General features: G+C 41.4%; 8 protein-coding genes. 6 read left to right on the top strand and 2 right to left on the bottom strand.

Annotated features, from left to right (window positions below):
- Positions 1-6: 6 nt before the first annotated feature.
- The 4 genes from AC5590_RS28855 (at position 7) to AC5590_RS28840 (ending at position 9,480) form a co-directional block, all read left to right on the top strand.
- Positions 7-5,679, top strand: coding sequence for a DEAD/DEAH box helicase (locus AC5590_RS28855; protein ID WP_169266743.1), 5,673 nt, complete (start codon positions 7-9; stop codon positions 5,677-5,679).
- 334 nt (positions 5,680-6,013) lie between these two features.
- Positions 6,014-7,213: a sigma-70 family RNA polymerase sigma factor gene (locus AC5590_RS28850; RefSeq protein WP_169266742.1), complete on the top strand. Its 1,200-nt coding sequence runs from the start codon at positions 6,014-6,016 to the stop codon at positions 7,211-7,213.
- A 12-nt stretch (positions 7,214-7,225) separates the two neighbouring features.
- Positions 7,226-8,404 (top strand): DUF1822 family protein, encoded by a 1,179-nt coding sequence (locus AC5590_RS28845; protein WP_169266741.1) that lies wholly within the window; start codon positions 7,226-7,228, stop codon positions 8,402-8,404.
- Positions 8,405-8,562: 158 nt separating this feature from the next.
- Positions 8,563-9,480 (top strand): ABC transporter permease, encoded by a 918-nt coding sequence (locus AC5590_RS28840; protein WP_171976266.1) that lies wholly within the window; start codon positions 8,563-8,565, stop codon positions 9,478-9,480.
- Between the two features lie 88 nt (positions 9,481-9,568).
- On the opposite strand, the gene AC5590_RS28835 is transcribed toward AC5590_RS28840, so the two are convergent.
- Both AC5590_RS28835 and AC5590_RS28830 read right to left on the bottom strand, forming a co-directional pair.
- Positions 9,569-10,129: a hypothetical protein gene (locus AC5590_RS28835; protein ID WP_169266750.1), complete on the bottom strand. Its 561-nt coding sequence runs from the start codon at positions 10,127-10,129 to the stop codon at positions 9,569-9,571.
- The gene (locus AC5590_RS28830; protein ID WP_169266740.1) at positions 10,126-10,779 is read right to left on the bottom strand and encodes a phycobiliprotein lyase; all 654 of its coding nucleotides are present in this window, start codon (positions 10,777-10,779) and stop codon (positions 10,126-10,128) included. The genes AC5590_RS28835 and AC5590_RS28830 overlap by 4 nt, the downstream gene beginning before the upstream one ends.
- Before the next feature lie 1,258 nt (positions 10,780-12,037).
- On the opposite strand from AC5590_RS28830, the gene AC5590_RS28825 reads away from it, so the two are divergent.
- Together AC5590_RS28825 and AC5590_RS28820 are read left to right on the top strand one after the other, a co-directional pair.
- Complete coding sequence (locus AC5590_RS28825) at positions 12,038-16,651, top strand: hypothetical protein (RefSeq protein ID WP_211178582.1); 4,614 nt, start codon at positions 12,038-12,040, stop codon at positions 16,649-16,651.
- Positions 16,652-17,005: 354 nt separating this feature from the next.
- Positions 17,006-18,438, top strand: a 1,433-nt coding sequence (locus tag AC5590_RS28820) for a substrate-binding domain-containing protein (protein WP_498824178.1), incomplete at its 3' end; no start/stop codon positions are given.

Below are 18,438 nucleotides of genomic sequence, written 5' to 3'. Positions count from 1 at the left end.
GGATAAATGAAAGACCCTATCGGCGCTTTTGAAAAGCTACGCGACAACTTAATCCTTTATGTTAAAACGGCTTTCGGTACACAATTTCCTGAAATTGAGAAGGAACGGGAACGACGTTTGCGTGAACCGGGAGTATTTTATCAAGAACCTTGGATCGAACCTTTACCTCGTTATCAAAAATCTGGGAAAACAATCAATAATTTACAACTTTCAGATGTTCCAGGTTTCAATGAGTCTGCACTGCTAGATTTTAAAGAATTAGCTTCCTGTGGACTGGTTGGTGATTTTGAATTATACACTCACCAACTGGAAATGCTCCATAAAGGATTATCGGATCAAAATGCAGTTGTTACTGCTGGTACAGGTTCAGGTAAAACAGAATCTTTCCTCTTACCGTTGTTTGCTTACTTAGCGAAAGAATCAAAAAATTGGGAAGCGCCGGGAACTCAGCAACCTCACATTAATGATTGGTGGGAAAACAAAGATTGGCAAAATAAATGCAAACCACTTGTCAATCAAAAACGGAGTTTTAAGCAATCTTATCGCGTACCTCAAAGGAATCATGAAAAACGAGATGCTGCGGTAAGGGCACTAATTTTATATCCGATGAATGCACTCGTTGAAGACCAACTTACCAGGTTACGTCGCGCTTTAGATTCTGACAAGGCGCGAGATTGGTTTAAAAATAATAGAAAAGACAACAGAATTTATTTTGGCAGATACAACGGCGTCACACCTGTACCAGGGCATGAGTACAAACAAAATGGTAAACCTAACGGGGACAAGATAGAAGAACTTCTTGAAGAAATGCAGCAGATGCAAAAATCAGTCCAAGCTGCTGAGGAACATTTTAAGAAAACTGGTGACAAGGATGTGACATTCTTTTTCCCGCGTTTAGATGGGGCGGAAATGCGCTGTCGTTGGGATATGCAGGATGATCCACCTGATATTTTAATTACTAATTATTCCATGCTCAGCATTATGCTGATGCGAGATATTGATAAAAATATTTTTGATAAAACACGGGAATGGTTAAAGAAAGAAGGCAGTGTTTTTCACTTAATTCTTGATGAATTACACCTTTATCGTGGCACTGCTGGGACAGAAGTTGCTTACCTGATTCGCCTGCTGCTGCAACGTTTGGGACTTTATCCTGGTCATCCTAAATTAAAAATTCTTGCCTCTAGTGCGTCTCTTGAACCAGATGACCCAAAAAGTTTAAAATTCTTATCTGAATTCTTCGGTACAAAATGGGATTCTGAACAAATTATCCCTGGTCATCCTGAGCCAATTCCAACAATTTTAGCTCAAAAATTTTTAGAGAGTGAACCATTTATCGCCTTAGCAAACGCACCAGAAGACGCCAATTTACTCAAGAAATGTTTACAATTCTTGTCATTGCAAAGCGACACTGTTGGCGCTATAATGCTTAACGCTTGTAAGCTCGACGATACAATTCGTGCAGTATCTCTCACGCAATTTGCTAAAGGGATTTTTGGTGATAATTTAGATGAAGAAAATCTCAATTTAGCAGTCAAGGGATTGCTGATTACTCGTGGTTTATCTGAAGACAAATCTTTAGAATCATTTCGGTTTAGGTTGCACTGGTTTTTTAGAAATATTGATGGCCTTTGGGCTTGCACTCAGCCAAATTATGATTGTCATGAGAATGAAAGTAGTAAAAACCGACCAGTAGGTAGACTCTTTGTAAAGAATCCGCCGATAGTTCATGACGGATTTCGAGTGCTAGAAATGCTTTACTGTGAACAGTGCGGTACTGTCTTTTATGGTGGGAACCGTCTGGAACTAAAGGACGGTAATGGTTGGGAACTTTTGCCTACAGAACCAAATATTGAAAGCATTCCTGACCGCCAAATTGGTAATTTTTTAGAACGACGAACATATCGCGAATATGCTATATTTTATCCCTCTACAAACCTTTATGACAACGAATTAAGTATAAAAGGCTGGAAGCAACCATCAAGAGGCGATAAAATTAAAGAAAAAGCTTGCTGGGATAAAGCCTGTTTAGACACTCGTAGCGGTCGCGTTATTTTGGGAGAACCTGATTCAGATACAGCAGATAATCAATGGGTTGAAGGCTATATCTATAACTTGGGAAAAACATCACCAGAAACGCAAGCATTTATGGCAGCACAACCCTCTATTTGCCCATGTTGTGGTGCAGATTACACTAGGCGAAAGTCTTGGAAATCTTCAATTAGAGGCTTCCGTACTGCATTTTCTAGGTTAAGTCAACTGCTGTCTAAAGAAATATTTTATCAGTTACCAGAAAAATCAGAGTCTCGTAAATTAGTCGTATTTTCTGATAGCCGTGAAAATGCCGCTTCAATATCAAATGGGATTGAACGTACTCATTACTCTGACCTTGTTCGTGAGGCAATATTTGATGAACTTAATCAATTGGCAGTTGGTGAAGTTTACCTATTAGAAGATATCCAAGAACATGGTCAAGCAGTTCGGCAAGAAGCAAGAGAATTTGCTCGTAACTCTGATGCGATTAAGCAATTGCAAGAAAAAATTCAAGTTGCTAACTATCCAACCACTGGACTTCCGCAAGCATTCCAGAATTTACGAGAACAAGCACAAATAGAACTTAGTGAAATTAAACAAAGAGCTAAAACGCGCATCGTTTCACTTAAGGTTTTATTTGAAGGAGAAAAAGACACACCAGGAGTACTTGTTCAGAGATTAGCTGGTTTAGGCATAAATCCTGCTGGTAACGATATCAATGACCAAGACTTTTATTACGACAATAAATTACATCATTGGACAGGATTTTTTGATTTTGCGTCTCAACCACCAAAATGGAAAGCTGGTTCTTCTAGGGAAACAATTGACAAGCGATATACTCTTAGATCAAAAACACAGTCTGAAGTATGCGATGCCTTCTTTAGTCGTTTATTTTATAGTATTGAAGCATCTGGCTTAGGTTATCCTTGTCTGAAATTGCCACAAGAAGAGGTCAACAAATTAGCTGCACAATGCAAACTTGCACCAGAAGTTTTTCTCGAAATATGCAACGGATGCTTGCGCGTCATTGGTGATTTGTATCGGTATCCTAAGTATGATGTTGAGGACTGGAACAGTTGGCAAGATGCAAAAGCCAGATTGAAAAAATATGTCACTAAATGCGTGACACAGCATAAGCTTTCTGAGAAGCAATTATTTGATGCATTGTGGTCAGCTATTTGCCAACATGGTAAACATGAGCATTTAAAAATTAACCCGCTGCATTTATGGGTACGAGTTGCAGTTCCCGGTGATCCAGTTTGGCAATGCACATCATGTGGACGCCCTCACCTACATCGTGCCGGCGGTATCTGTACAAATTGTCTTGCAGAATTACCCATATCACCTAATAAAAAATGCTCAGATTTATACGCTCGTAATTATTACGCGACAGAAGCAGTTAATAAGCGCCAACCCATGCGTTTGCATTGTGAAGAATTGACAGGACAAACCGACGATCAAGCAGAAAGACAGCGCCATTTCCGCAATATTGTTGTCAACATCGGCGAACAAGATAGAGATTTTATCCCAGTGGTAGATACTATCGACATCCTTAGTGTTACTACCACAATGGAAGTGGGAATTGATATTGGTAGTTTAATGGCTGTAGTCATGGCAAATATGCCACCCATGCGTTTTAATTACCAACAAAGAGCAGGTCGTGCAGGTCGTCGGGGTCAACCTTTCGCCATTGTATTAACTATTTGTCGTGGTAACAGTCACGATGAATTTTATTATCAACATCCCGAAAAAATTACAGGTGACCCGCCACCAGTTCCCTTTCTATCGATGTCAAAAATTGAAATTGCACGACGTCTATTAGCAAAAGAATGTCTGCGACGTGCGTTTCTATGTGCTGATGTTAAGTGGTGGGATGGTCCCACGCCGCCAGATAGTCACGGGGAATTTGGGTCAGTAAAAGACTGGCTAGAAAAAGAATCTCGTCGTCAGAAAGTTTGTCAATGGTTGCAGAGTTCACCTAAAGTTACCGAGGTAGTAAATGATTTGCTTATTGGTGTAAAAAATATCGACCCCATCACCTTTGAAAATTATGCGCGTCAGAACTTGTTTAACAAGATAAACGAGTGTGCAAATAATAAAGAATTGACAGGAAAGGGATTAGCAGAACTACTTGCAGAAGGTGGTGTTTTGCCCATGTTCGGTATGCCATCCAGAGTTCGGGATTTGTATCATCACAATCCATCAAAAAACAAGAAGATTGCTACTATCGACCGTGATTTAGATTTAGCTGTTGCGGAATTTGCCCCAGGTGCAGAAAAGACTAAAGATAAACGAATTTACACCTCTATCGGTTTTACTGCACCGTTACTTCCAGACAGTAAAAATGGTGTTGTTCCTGCTGATAATGACCCGCTTTCTCAGCGAAGATGGATGTTAAGATGTCAGCGCTGTCAACATACAGATACTTCTGATAATGAATTGAAAAATACAGTCTGTCCCAAATGTGGAGCAACACCAGAACAAGGTTTTAAAGTTTTTAAATACGCTGTACCATTGGCTTTTCGTACCACCCTGAAGCCAGGTTCTGATGCTAAGGAAGAACACGATGTATTAATCTCAGGTGCGGGTAGTGTTGCTGAGTCACAGCAAGAAAATGTTATTGACCCAATACCGGGTACAAATACCAAGGCAGAGTTTTCTGAAACTGGCAGAGTATTCCGTGTAAATGATAATCGCGGGAATTTGTTTAAAGGAGCAGTAGGTAAAGCTTCTTTTGGACGTGGCGGCGAAAAATTTTTAGAATTTCAATGGATTGATGAGCGATTTCAAAATAAATCCAATGGGGTAATTTTTAAAGAACCCGGCGAATCTGAAGCACTGGCTATTGTTGCTCCGAAAACAACTGGCGTTCTCCGCATCAAACCAGCATCTGTACCCACTGGATTATGTCTCGATCCCATTGCACCTGGTTCTGCTATTAAAGCTGCTTTTTATTCTGCGGCTTTTATTATCCGTGCTGTAGCAGCACAGGAATTAGACATTGACCCAGATGAATTAGATGTGAGTGGTTTACGGCAGGTTCAACTAGAAGAAACTGGTGAAAAAGTAGGAGAAATTGTAATTAGCGATCGCCTCCCCAATGGTTCTGGTTTTACATTATGGCTTGCCGAACATTGGCAACACATCCTCATAGAAAAAATCATCAAAGCACAAAATACTTTTGTTTCTGCCATGATGTCACAGGAGCATCGCAATAAATGTGATTCTTCCTGTTATCAGTGCTTACGACACTACCGCAATATAAACTATCACGGCTTGCTCGATTGGCGTAGTGGTCTCTCTTTACTTAGGGCATTAGCTGATAAGAATTTTGGTTGCGGCTTGCACGGCGATTTTTCTGCCCCAGACTTAGAAAACTGGCTACAAAGAGCAACTGAACTTCGAGATAGTTTTTCTGCATCTTTTAGTAGTTGTTCTCCGCAAAATATCGGAGATCTGCCTGGTTTTACAATGGATGAGATAACAGTTATTATTGTTCATCCGTTGTGGAACCTCAATAACCCCATTGGCTTATTAACTGATGCTGTTGCTACAGTAGCACCAGAGAGCCAAATTCGTTACATTGATACCTTTAATCTTTTGCGTCGTCCTAGCTGGTGTTATCAGTCACTAGGTTCGCCGTAGGCATATTCTGAAAATTTTTATTGTATAAATGCCATTTCATGATCGCGCCTGATACAAATCATGGGTTTCTAATTCTTTCTCCCTCCTCCCCTCTTCCTGCCCCCTGCCAATACAGTTAAAGGGTGGCGCGGGAAAGGTGCTTTATTTCACAGCAAAGCATTTAGCGTTTTCAAATGCAAAAATGATTCAAGTATGATACCTTAAGGGCAAAACCTGGCTGTAAGTGTTGTCGCACCCTTAGGGACTGCATAAGTGTATTTGTCATGCGCCTATATATTTATGTCATGATCCTTTTTTAAGTTATTTAGTAGACCATTTACGAGTTGCTTAGTTTATGCGTCCCCGTCAAGGTATTACTGAGCTATTTACAACTTTCTTACAATTCGACGCTGACAGAGTCATTGGTTGGGCTAGCGATGCTAAACTACGTCGAAATATGCTCAACTCTCAGGCGCGTCTATCAGAACCAGAAAATTCTGATAATTTTTGGGTTGCTTTTTGGTATAAATTGTGGCATGAAAAACCTGAAAGTCTGGGAAGAGGACATCTGTCAGCTTATTTACAAGAAGTATGCTATTGGGCAGCTCACAAAACAGTTGCTAGTTTTTCCCCTGGACAAAACACTTTGTCAGACTGCTTCCAAATGGTAGCAACTCGCACAGATAAAGTTTTGAAAGGCTTTAAACCCGAAATGGGTTTTAACCTCAAGAATTACGCCAGTGCGATTTTTAGCAGCGAGATCAAGGAAATGCTGCGCCAGCAGAACGAAGTTGATATTTGTACTGATTGGCGATTGTTGCGCAAAATCACTCAAAAGCGGTTAGTGGAATCTTTACAAAATGTTGCACTGAATCCGGACATAATAGAGCGTTATGTATTAGCTTGGAAATGTTACCAGTCCCTATATGCTCCACAGCAACCAACTAATACTCGCAAACTGACAAGACCAGATGATGCTACATGGAAAGCGATCGCCCAACTTTATAACTTTCAACGCCAGACTCAACTTTCACAACCAGGAGCAGAGTCTAGTATTGAAACAATAGAAAAATGGCTACTTGCTTGTGCAAAAGCTATCCGCGCTTACTTGTACCCAAATGTGAATTCCCTGAATGCCCCGAAAGGGGAGGACGATTCTGGGGAATTCCAAGATTTTTTACCGCAACTCCAGCAGGAATCCTTACTGACAGAAGTGATTGCTCAAGAAGAACTGCTTGAGCGACAGTCAAAGCAATCACAAATCAGTACTGTCTTAATCGCAGCTTTGAACGAACTGGATGCAGAAGCGCAAAACATCATAAAACTTTACTATAGCCAGGGGTTGACTCAACAGCAGATTGCACAAGAATTAGGAGTGAAGCAGTACACTGTTTCTCGTCGGCTCGGCAAGTCTAAAGACACATTATTACTCAAACTTGCTACTTGGACTAAAGAATCGCTGCATATTTCTCTAGACTCACTGGTACTAAGCTATATCAGCACAACTTTAGAGGAATGGTTAAAAGTTCACTATAGCCGTCCCTCCCTACAATAGGAGCACATCACCATGACATTCAACCAAAGCACACTAACACTGACAAACTCTACAGATTTGTGGTTAGAAATTCCTGAAACCGAGCAAACAAAGGCTTGGGAACAAAGCCAAGCTTTTTCTAGTTCTAATCGTCGTTGGATTGCGTATCTCAACCGCTTAAGCTTAAACACTTTTTTACCTTGGGTACGGGATGAATACGCTCCTGATGCGACTGCTTTTCCTAAAGCAGCGGCTAATCCAAGCATTTGGGAAGTCGTCAATGGTACAGGTATTTCCTTTGGAACGTCACGAATGGTATTGATCCCGACTGAGGCGGTTGATTTGGATGAATTGCGTGTTCCTCAAGAATGGGTGGACATTCCTAGCTGGAGTGCTGATTATTATGTAGCAGTGCAAGTCAATTTGGAAGAGGGCTGTATTCGGGTTTCGGGGTATACAACCCAAGCGCAACTTAAGAATATGGGAACTTATGATGCGGGCGATCGCGCTTACTGTTTAGATGCAGAAAATTTGATTTCTAATCTAAATATCCTGTGGATGGCGCGTCAAATATGTCCAGAAGAAGTGACTCGCACAGAAACTGCCCCCTTACCAACTTTATCTGTCACACAAGCAGAAAACTTGCTTAAACGTTTAGGAAATTCCGCGCTTATCCTACCACGCCTGGCAGTACCGTTTCAAACGTGGGGAGCACTCCTAGAACATGGAGGTTGGAGACAACGTTTGTACGAACAACGTCAAGGAATGCAACCACAGTGGTCGATTCGTGAATGGGTGCAAGGTGGTGTCTCAGATTTTGCCCAAAAATTTGGTTGGGGAAGTATCGAGTTACAGTCCAGTTTTCAAGGATCACGGGGTTCAGTACAGGAAGCTGAATTGCCAACAATGGTACGGAGATTAACCATTGATGGACAAGGATACGAATTGCGGTTACAACCTAAAGGTAATATTGAAAATAATATATGGCGCTTTGAACTGCGAAATGGAAATAGAGACGAGCGGATTCCCAGTGGATTTATATTGAAACTCCTGACTGAAGATTTACAGCCATTCGATGGTAATCAAGTAAAAGCTACAACTCCTAAAGAGAGACTTTACATTGAAGTCGCTTTGGGCGAGTCTCGCGAAGGATTGGTTTGGCAGATAGAGCCAACTCCAGAAGACTATGAATCTGAAATATTGTATTTTTAAGTAGTCATTATAAACTGCGTTCACCAACATACAAAAAAATCTTCTTTCCCTGACTTCTTATTTTCAAAACGCTGCGTTCAGCAACACACAAAAAAAATCTTCTTTCCCTGACTTTTTATTTTCAAAACACTGCATGAAAAAATTAGTTTTAGAAACTTGTGTCTACTCAAATTCCTCATCCTCAATTACATTCCCCAAGTGATATTGCCAAAGCGCCAAAATGGGAGCATCCACGGCTAAGCTGGCTACAACCCTTGGTACTGCTTGCACCAGCGGGAATTTGGTTGTTACTTTTGCTGGTGCTACCAACACTGATCATTTTTGAGTTGAGTTTGGTACCAAATATTCGACCTGGGGATTTAGTCAATCCCAGTGGATTGGATAATTACATCCGGATATTTGACCCTTTATATTTGCAAGTTGTGGGGCGATCGCTCTTTTTTGCACTCACCTCCACAATCATTTGTTTAACCTTGGGTTTCCCAGTCGCTTATTGGATTGCTCAAATGGCACAAGAGCGTTGGCGAAATTTGCTTCTGATTGGCTTTGTCTTGCCTTTGTGGACTTCCTCTTTACTCCGCTCTTATGCTTGGATTACAATTTTGCGTCCGACTGGATTACTCAACAGTGTTCTTAGCAGTTTGAGTTTACCAACTTTAGATGTCCTTAACAGCAGTCCAGCCGTCTTAATTGGCATGAGCTACAGCTTGCTGCCTTATATAGTTTTGATTTTATATGCAGCGCTAGAAAAACTAGATAAGCGTTTGCTAGAAGCAGCAGCTGATTTAGGCGCAAATCCTATACAAACTTTTTGGAAAGTCACGGTTCCACAAACTCTCACTGGAATTACCAGTGGTTCTTTTTTGGTATTTATCACTGCATTTGGGGATTTTGTCAATCCAGAATTACTTGGCGGTGCTTCTAGTATGACAGCAGCGCGGCTAGTTTATAATCAGTTTCTTGGATCTACTCAAAATTGGGGATTTGGTTCGGCTTTAAGTATGACGATCATCTTGGTTGTCAGTCTGGCTATTGCTCTTTTAATTAAGTTTGGCGAGGCGACACCAAGGCAATAACAATTCAAAATTCAAAATTCAAAATTCAAAATTCAAAATTAAAGACAGTTACAGTTGGGGATAGTTCTACAGGCACCATTAATTCAGTTTAATCGCCGTGGTGAAGGGTTTCTCCTCTCCAAAATGCCAACGGGTCTAGGATTGAAGGGTAGGGGGGCCAGCTACGTAAGATTGTCGCGTCCATTTGCGCTCCAGGTGTTTCTAGTCCTAGCCCGAGACAGAGATGGAACAGAACCGCTGCAAAATCTTGATGATGACCGGGAGTACCTAGATGAGCATGGGCATATTCATGAGCAACAATGCTCAACCAATTCTGTGGAGCGACTCGACCTGCATCGATTAAGATTGTGATTGGGATTGTCGAAATGTTACATAAACCATCTAGCCCGAATGATTGAGCTAGGGGAACTGCAAAGATTCTCATAGCGCGACGTACTTCAGGGTAAAAACATTCGTGGCAAGCTTCTAGACAGTTTCGCAGAGATTCATTTACCACATCAATGTTTTTGCCAATCCAAGTACAGATGGTTATGCGATCGCGTAGGTTCTCCATCACATCCACCATCGCTGGATCTAGCACAAAGCTTTGTGCCACCCGCAGATACTCGACTCCACGGGTGTATGCGTCAGTGCTATGACAATCAATCACCAACCTAACAAAGAGAAATATTGTTGGGAGGTGTCTTGTCGGGCTTGAAGGACTTCTTGAGCTTGAGTCGGGGTTACATCCGATACGATCGCATCCCCCGGATTAACTTCTGGATGGCTCAATGAATCTGCCCCAACGCGGCTTTCAGTGCAGAATGATGCTGTGTTGAATCCGCCGAAGCGTTTCACTGTACTGCAACGCATTCGCAAATCAGGACTGGCAAACCAGAACCGCTCAATTGAACTCATGGTGTCATATTCGGTGATCAGAACCAGTCCACCATCATCATCCATGTGGTACTGACCAACAACCGGCACGATTTCAGCATAGCCTCTATCGCGCAGTAATCGACCTTGCCGAGGATTATCTGTATCAGGTACCAAAGCGAATACAGTGTTTCCCTCGTGATTTTCGCCCTCTTGATCCCAGCCCATTGAGCCTCCCCATCTGACGCTGCAACCCCCAATAGCCAGACTTGCATCAATCTGATGGAATTCACATAAAGCAATGATTTCTGGATCGTCCGCCGCCAGAGCATCTACCTGGATTTGCGACTCACCAACCTCAGATCGTTTGAAGGCGAGGTGATGGGTTGTGCGTTGCGATCGCCAAGAGCCAGCACTTTGTTGAAAAAACTCCATTGCGTCCATCAATAAGTCCAAGCCTCCAAACTCAAATATTTGTTCCCTAGTCTACTCTTTATCATAAAGCTTGAAAGATTTGATTGAAGCGACCTATTACGCACTTTACAAATAAACTATTATATGAATTGCGCAAAAAGTGCCAACTTCCGTGCGGTTCTGCAATAGTCAGATTTCGCAAGAATTTCCCTCTATCTACTGGTGCATAAGTTGATTTTGCTTGCATTTATATAAAGGAAGGACAGCAAATAACTGTCCGTTTGCTCATTTTCGCAATGCCAGAGATAATTATGCCTTACCAGCTTGTAATCGTGTCGATTAAAGAGATTCAGCCATTTTCGTTTCCAACAGACTTTGCAGCCATTTCATTAAACTTCGTGGCAGTTGTCGGGAACGCTTAACGCTTAACAGAACCATCAAAAATCTCACTTTTGCAATCTTGTCTATTATTTACCGTTCTACAACACTTGGACAAAGCTAGTACCGCTGGCGTAGGCATTGTATTTTTTTAGATAAAATCGGAAAAATTATAATTTTGGATAAAGTCTCGCTTAGCAAAATCTTATTTTTTGTTCACAAATATGTGAATTTTATGAATTGACAATAGCACATATCTTATGATTACTATTTAAAATTTCTATCTTTTTTCTTAGTAAAAATCAATACCAAGTATGTTGAAAAATAAGCCAAATTGTGTAGTAAGATATATGTGAATATCTATCAAGAAATAAAAAAATATGAAATTTATATATTTTTGTATTCCAACAAAGCAAGTAACCTAATAAAAGATGTAAAGTCTTCTAATCATTTAATGCTCAAAAATATTTGAGATAGTTCTGTAGCTATTTTCACGTAAGTAAACCACAGTCCTAGCGAGCCAAGGCATTGTTGGTTCATTTATGATAAAACTGCTGTCAAGCCAAAATGGTAGGAATTAACACTGTTTCAATAAAAATTCAATCTAAGTATCCCAAACATATAAATTTTCCTGCGCCTTGGCGCAGGGGAGTTTGAACAGGCTTAAAGTGTAGACGGCAGACGGCAGTTTGCATATATGAATAATTTTGCGTACGCTTTGCGCTTACGTAACAATGTGCATTGACAGAGTTTGGAGGAGTTCGCAATTTCCGTGCTAACTCCTCTGTAATACTCCTGCCAAAAGATTTGCCTTGGGTTACCAAACTAAATCTGCCTATGAAGTTCAAACGGGATCTGTATGAAATTATTCGGTTTCCAATTCAACCAAAAGGGAAAAAAAGAAAAAAGCATGAGTAAACAAGCAAACTCTATACCTCCTGTTGATTTAGTCATTGTTATCGATACGAGTCCATCGATGAAAGACGAAGCACAGGGTTTGAGTAATGCTGCTGCTGCTGCGATCGCCAAAGCCAAATCCAGTTGTCCTTCAGACTTAAGGGTTGTTTGGTTAGGCATAGAAGGTACTTGGAAAGGAACCTCTTTCGACCAAACTATCAGAGCCTATCTGACTCAAAAGAAGGTGCCTGAATCCAAGCTCAGGGGTCGAAAAAAAGGACAAGTTGCAGACGCAGGAGCTCAAGAAGATGCTGCTCGCGCCATTGAAGATATCTCAGATTATTTTGACTGGCGCTCAGATGCAACACGCGCGATCTTTTATCTCGGCGATGAAGCCCTCGAAGGGGGCGGAGATAAAACAGATCGAGAGGATATTAAAGCTGCTGATTTAGCTATTCAAAAAGCCCAAGCAGCAGGAGTGACTGTTCACACCTATTTTGGAACTTCAAAGAGCAAGCATCAAGAAAGTATCAAAAGCGAATACGCCAGACTTGCAACCTCAACAGGTGGACAATCTTTTACGGATAAAGACGCTATCAATGGTTTTAGTGAAGTCTTAGAAAAAGTTATCTGTGGGAGTCGCACAGCTAAAACTATTAAACTCAAACCCGGCGCAGTTTACATTCAAGATTGTGTCTCCAATCGATTAAGCAAACTTTACACTCTGGATTTAGCCAGAGGTAAAGCTACTTTTATTGGCGAGATAGTCACAGAGGTTTCTGACATTGCTTTTGTCGGTTCTCAACTATATGGACTTACTCGAGATGGCGACAAGACTCGACTGGTTAAAATTGACCTAAATTCAGGTGATGCCACTGTAGTTGGTGATATTGGCTTTGCCTGTGCTGGCTTAGCATATAATCGCCAGCGTCAAACCCTCTACGCCACAACTGCTAAACAGCTGATTGCTATTAATCTCGAAACAGGTAAAGGTACATTAGTATTTGCGGTAGCAGGTAAAGACTACAACTGTGGCGAAGTTGCCTTTGATGCTGATGGCAAAGCTTATATTACCTTGATTGGTTACAACAAGAAGAAGTTATTAGCAAGCTGCAACCTCGATACAGGTGAAGTCAAAACTATCGGGGACATTGGCTTTGCTGCTCTTGCCAGCATGGAATTTGTTGGTGATGTTCTCTATGGCGTGACTGGCAACTTCTTTAAGTTAGGTAAAGACGGTCAGTTAATCCGTATCGACACTACCACAGGTAAAGGAACTTTAGTTGCCACAACCGATCCTATCTGTCGTTGGGCAGGCATCACTCTTTATGAACCAGCAACGGTAGTAACGACGAAAACCACTTCAGAAGTTAACTCACCAGCAAGGGTAGTAACAACCCAAAGCACCTCAGAAGTCAACTTACCAGCGACGGTATTAACGACCCAAACCGCTTCAGAAGTCAACTCAGAGGAAAAATCTGAAAAGACAAAAGTTTCTCAAGAAATTAAAGCTATCAACGAGGAAGGTATGAGCATTTTAACCATAGATACCAAAAACAATTGTTATGTTATCAACCCTGAGCAAATGAACAATCTGCAACAGAATGTTGCAACTTCATTTACTTTTCAAAAAGGGACTTTTGATATCAGAATTACTAGCGGTCACTACAGATATGCCAAAGCAAAAAAAGAAGGAGAACCTTTTGTTCTCCTCTGGATCTATGGGGCTGATGGTAGTACATTTATCAATCAAAATACAGGGTTTGAGGTAGGCGCAACTTGGACAACCTTAAATGGTTATAATGATAGTTTGAAATTAGAAGTAAAACAAAAAGCAGTTCTTCATGCCTTGTTTTTTGATGTTAGCAACAATGACAATAGTGGATCAATTAGCCTTTTAATAACCAGTAATAAGGCTTTCTTCAATCCTCAAACTTTAACAGTAGATAGCAAACGCAATAGTTATGTTCTAGATGAAAACTACCTGTCGAGTTTGAAGCAGTCGGAAGGTAACTTCGTTGAGTTAAATCCCGGAAACTATCGCATCAAAATCCGTGAAGGCAGTGCTAGCTATTGGTCAGATAGCAAGAAGTTTAACATAGAACCTTGGGCTTTACTTTGGGTCAAAGGCGGAAAGTTTATTACAAAACTAACTGGCATTGAAGTTGAAGAAAGTTGGTCTTCCTTGAATGGTCTCAAAGATGAAGTCATTTTAGAGGTCAAAGAAAAAACAACCATTACAGGTTTATTTGTTGACACCTATAAGGAAGATAACGAAGGACAAATTATTCTGGCAATAGAACCAGTGAGTGCAGCTGAACTGGCTGAGAAGAAAAAGCAAAAGACAAGCACAACAAGCACAACCAAGACTGTGACAAGTCAAGGACAAACCACTACAACGAAGACTGTGACAAATATTCAAAGCACAGGTGGATCTGTCAGTCGTGAACCAGTGGGTGCAAACAGATCAAGCGAGACTGTGACAAATATTCAAGCCACAGGTGGATCTGTCAGTCGTGAACCAGTGGGTGTTAACAAGTTCACCATACAGATTAACGAAGCCGAGTACAAGCAGAAGTTAGAAGAACGCTTGCAGCAGATTAGTGCATCTTTCAAGGTGATAAATGAAAATGATGCTGAGCTAGAAGCTAAGTATTGGGATCAGCTCGAACATTGGCTCTTGAAGAATTATGAGAAACACTTCAAGAACCTGGCTATAGAAGTAGAGAAAGTCAGGTACACGATGGATGCCTATGTAGAGCAGATGGAATTTAGTGTCACTCAGCACTTGCAAGACTGGTCTGGTTACATAGATAGGCTTCTGCAACAAAGGATTAACGTTGAGATATCTCAGAGAATTAACCAGCAGATCAGCCAGTACTTTGACCAAAACTTTGAGCAAAAGATACGCAGCAATATCGGATTAATTGTCAACAATATTCTCAATAAACAGGAACTCAACCAGTACATTGATCGGCATGTTAATCAGCAAATCGACCAAATCTTTGAGCAAAAGATACGTAGTAATATCGGATTAATTGTTAACAGTGTCTTACGTAAGCAGGAACTCAACCAGCACATCGACCAACATGTTAATGGGCAAATCGACCAAACCTTCGAGCAAAAGATACGTAACAACGTCGAATTAATTATCAACAACCTGCTAAATCAGCAGCAACTCAACCAGTACATTGATCGCCAAGTTGATGGGAAAATCGACCAAAGCTTTGAGCAAAAGGTACGCAATAACATCAACCTAATTACTCAAAATATTGTCAACAACAATACTGACCTTGACCAGTACGTCAGCCAGCAAATTGACAACACCTATGAGCAAAAGATACGAAATCACATCCCTGCGATAACTCGCAACATTGTGAATAACAATGAGCAATTAAACCAGTACTTCGACCAGCGCTTACAGCACAGTGTCACCAACAACACTGACGTGAACAATCAGATTGTCAACTTGGTTGCCAACAGTACTGAAATTGACAACAAGATTTCAAACCTGCGCAACGAGTGGAATCAGACATTCATCAATCTCGCTACACAGCACGTGAATGAACTGAGCAACATCATCGGCGGTACAGAGACATTCAACAGACTGATGATTCAGAAGATTGTCAATAATAATACTGACATTGACCAGTACGTCAGCCAGCAAATTGACAACACTTTTGAGCAAAAGGTACAAAATAATATCAAAGCCATTACTCAGAACATTGTGAATAACAATGAGGGCTTAAATCAGTACATCGACCAGCGCTTGCGGCATACTGTAACCAGCAATCCAGAAGTGAACAACGAGATTGTCAACTTCGTTAGCAATAGTCCAGAAATTGACAACAAGATTTCAAACCTACGCAACGAGTGGAATCGGACATTCATCAATCTGGCTACACAGCACGTCAATGAACTGAGCAACATCATCGGCGGTACAGATACATTCAACAGACTGATTACTCAAAACCTTGTCAATGATAATATTGAACTCAACCAGTATATCAGCCGACAAATCGACAACACTTATGAGCAAAAGGTACAAAATAACTTGCATCTAATTACTCAGAAGATTGTCAATAATAATGAGGGCTTAAATCAGTACATCGACCGACGCTTACAGCAAAATGTAACCAACAACATTGAAATAAATAATGAGATTGTCAACTTCGTTGTCAACAGTCCAGAAATCAACAACAAGATTAACAACGTCTACAGAGATATTGACATCAAGATTGACAACGTCCGCAACGAGTGGAGTCAGACATTCATAAATCTGGTGAGACAGTACGTTGACCAAGTGATCAACATCATAGGCGACACAGACACATTCAATACCCGGATCGCAAATATCATCAACATCAAGGTGGATGATCTTGTCAATCAAATCATCACAACCAAGAACGAATTGACTGTGCTGATGAACAATTCAGACAGACAACTCTATGAGTGGACTCTGGGAGAACTCATGGCAATCAAAGGCTGCTTAACCGACCGTGAGGTTCTTGTCGAGATGCTAGTCACCTTTAGCGCTGAACTCAGAACCAAGCTGGATGGAACCGCCTGCGTAGACATCAAGAGCGTCAAGCCGTTCAAACCTGCTTTGCTACAACCTAAGCAATAAGAGCAGATTGTCATCATCAACAAACAGACTTGTTCATAACTGCGGTCTGGATGAGCAAGCCAATGTAATTGCCACCCTGAATAACTACATCAAATTGTCACCCGTGCAACCACAGTAGTATCTAGGAGGTTAATAACCAGAATTACATCATTTGATTGTGGGACGGGCATTTTGCCCGTCTTTTACTAAAATAAGGGGAACTTAAAAAAATGAAATTAATGAAACATCATACTGTTCCCAAGCATGAAAACAGTATTTGCTTTCGTCCCTGCGTAAAACTGCTAACTGTTATTGAGGTCAATAAAAATGTTTCGCTCTAAAAAATCCTTTAGGAAAAAATTTGCGCAGATTGTGATGGCAGTGCTAGGCCTGACAGCTACTCACTCGCTAGTGGCATCTTTGCCATCGATTCTGCTCGCTCCTGTTGTTGCTCAATCTAACAGTCCAAGCCCCTCTTTCCCGCTTCCCAATTCACTACCGAATGGGACAACAGTGAAAGTGGACGGATCGAGCAGCATGAGAATAATTAATGAAGCATTAAGAAAACGGTTTGAAGAGAAGTTTCCGGGCACCAAAGTTGAGCTGGCATCGGGTGGAACAGATGGAGCATTAGCAGCACTGCTGCGAGGTGACATCAATATGGCAGCCATTGGACGCCCACTCACGGATAAGGAGAAGGGTCAGGGACTTGTTGCCACTCCTGTTAGTCGGGAGAAGATCGCGATTATCGTAGGTTCTGACGATCCATTTAAGAAAAACCTGACCTTCGAGCAGTTCGCCAAGATGTTTCGAGGGGAGATCACAAACTGGTCACAGGTAGGAGGCACTCCTGGTAAGATTCGATTTATTGACCATCCCGAGTATAGCGACACGCGGCGTTCGCTGAGCACTTACGCTATTTTCAAAAAAGCCCCGTTTAAAAATGGAGCTAACACAACCAGGCTGTCCCAAGACGACACTGCAACGATTGTGCAGGCACTGGGTAAGGATGGAATTAGTTATGCGATCGCAGATCAAGTACTCAACTTGCCTAATGTCCGGGTTTTGCCCATGCACAAAACCATGCCCACTGACCCCCGTTATCCCTATTCCCAACCTCGGGGGTATGTTTATCGAAAGGAAACTGCTACTCCAGGAATGCTTGCCTTTTTGGGCTTTGCAACTTCAGTACCGGGACAGGAAATTGTCGAAGCTGCCAAACAGCAGGAAGCTGAAGTAGTGCGCCAATCTATAACGAGTGGTTCTAGTGCAGCAATCAGTGGTTCCGGTTCAGCAACCAGTGGTTCTGGTTCAGGAACAGCAGTAGTAGCCACTGGTTCTTCTCCCAACCCTGCATCTACTGCTAATGTTGCGCTTGTACCTACAGCTAGTGAGGCAACCGGGCAAGGATTTCCCTGGTGGTGGCTTCTCTTGTTAGCAGGAATTCCTTTACTAATATTACTTTGGTGGTTACTTAACAGACGGCGACGCAGAACAACTGAAATTAACAACGAAATTGTGAACCTGGTTGCCAACAGTCCTGAAATTAACAAAAAGATTGAGAGCCTGCGTAACGATTGGAATCGGACATTCATTACTTTGGTTACACAGCATGTGGATGAGAGAATGAACACAATAGGTAGCCGAGAGACATTCAACAGACTTATTACTCAGAAGCTTATCAATAATAATGCTGAATTTAACCAATACATCAGCCAACAAATCGACAACACCTATGAGCAGAAGATCCAACATCACATTCCATTGATTGCTCACAACATTGTCAATAACAATGAGGAATTAAAGCA

It is taken from the genome of Brasilonema octagenarum UFV-OR1, from assembly GCF_963888615.1.
Lineage (GTDB): Bacteria > Cyanobacteriota > Cyanobacteriia > Cyanobacteriales > Nostocaceae > Brasilonema > Brasilonema sennae.
The sequence above is the reverse complement of the archived record's forward strand: the minus strand, read 5'-3'. Positions and strand labels throughout refer to the sequence as shown.

Coding starts and splice junctions, on each gene's coding strand:
- AC5590_RS28855 (WP_169266743.1), top strand. CDS start 7: ATGAAAGACCCTATCGGCGCTTTTGAAAAGCTACGCGACAACTTAATC.
- AC5590_RS28850 (WP_169266742.1), top strand. CDS start 6,014: ATGCGTCCCCGTCAAGGTATTACTGAGCTATTTACAACTTTCTTACAA.
- AC5590_RS28845 (WP_169266741.1), top strand. CDS start 7,226: ATGACATTCAACCAAAGCACACTAACACTGACAAACTCTACAGATTTG.
- AC5590_RS28830 (WP_169266740.1), bottom strand. CDS start 10,779: ATGGACGCAATGGAGTTTTTTCAACAAAGTGCTGGCTCTTGGCGATCG.
- AC5590_RS28825 (WP_211178582.1), top strand. CDS start 12,038: ATGAGTAAACAAGCAAACTCTATACCTCCTGTTGATTTAGTCATTGTT.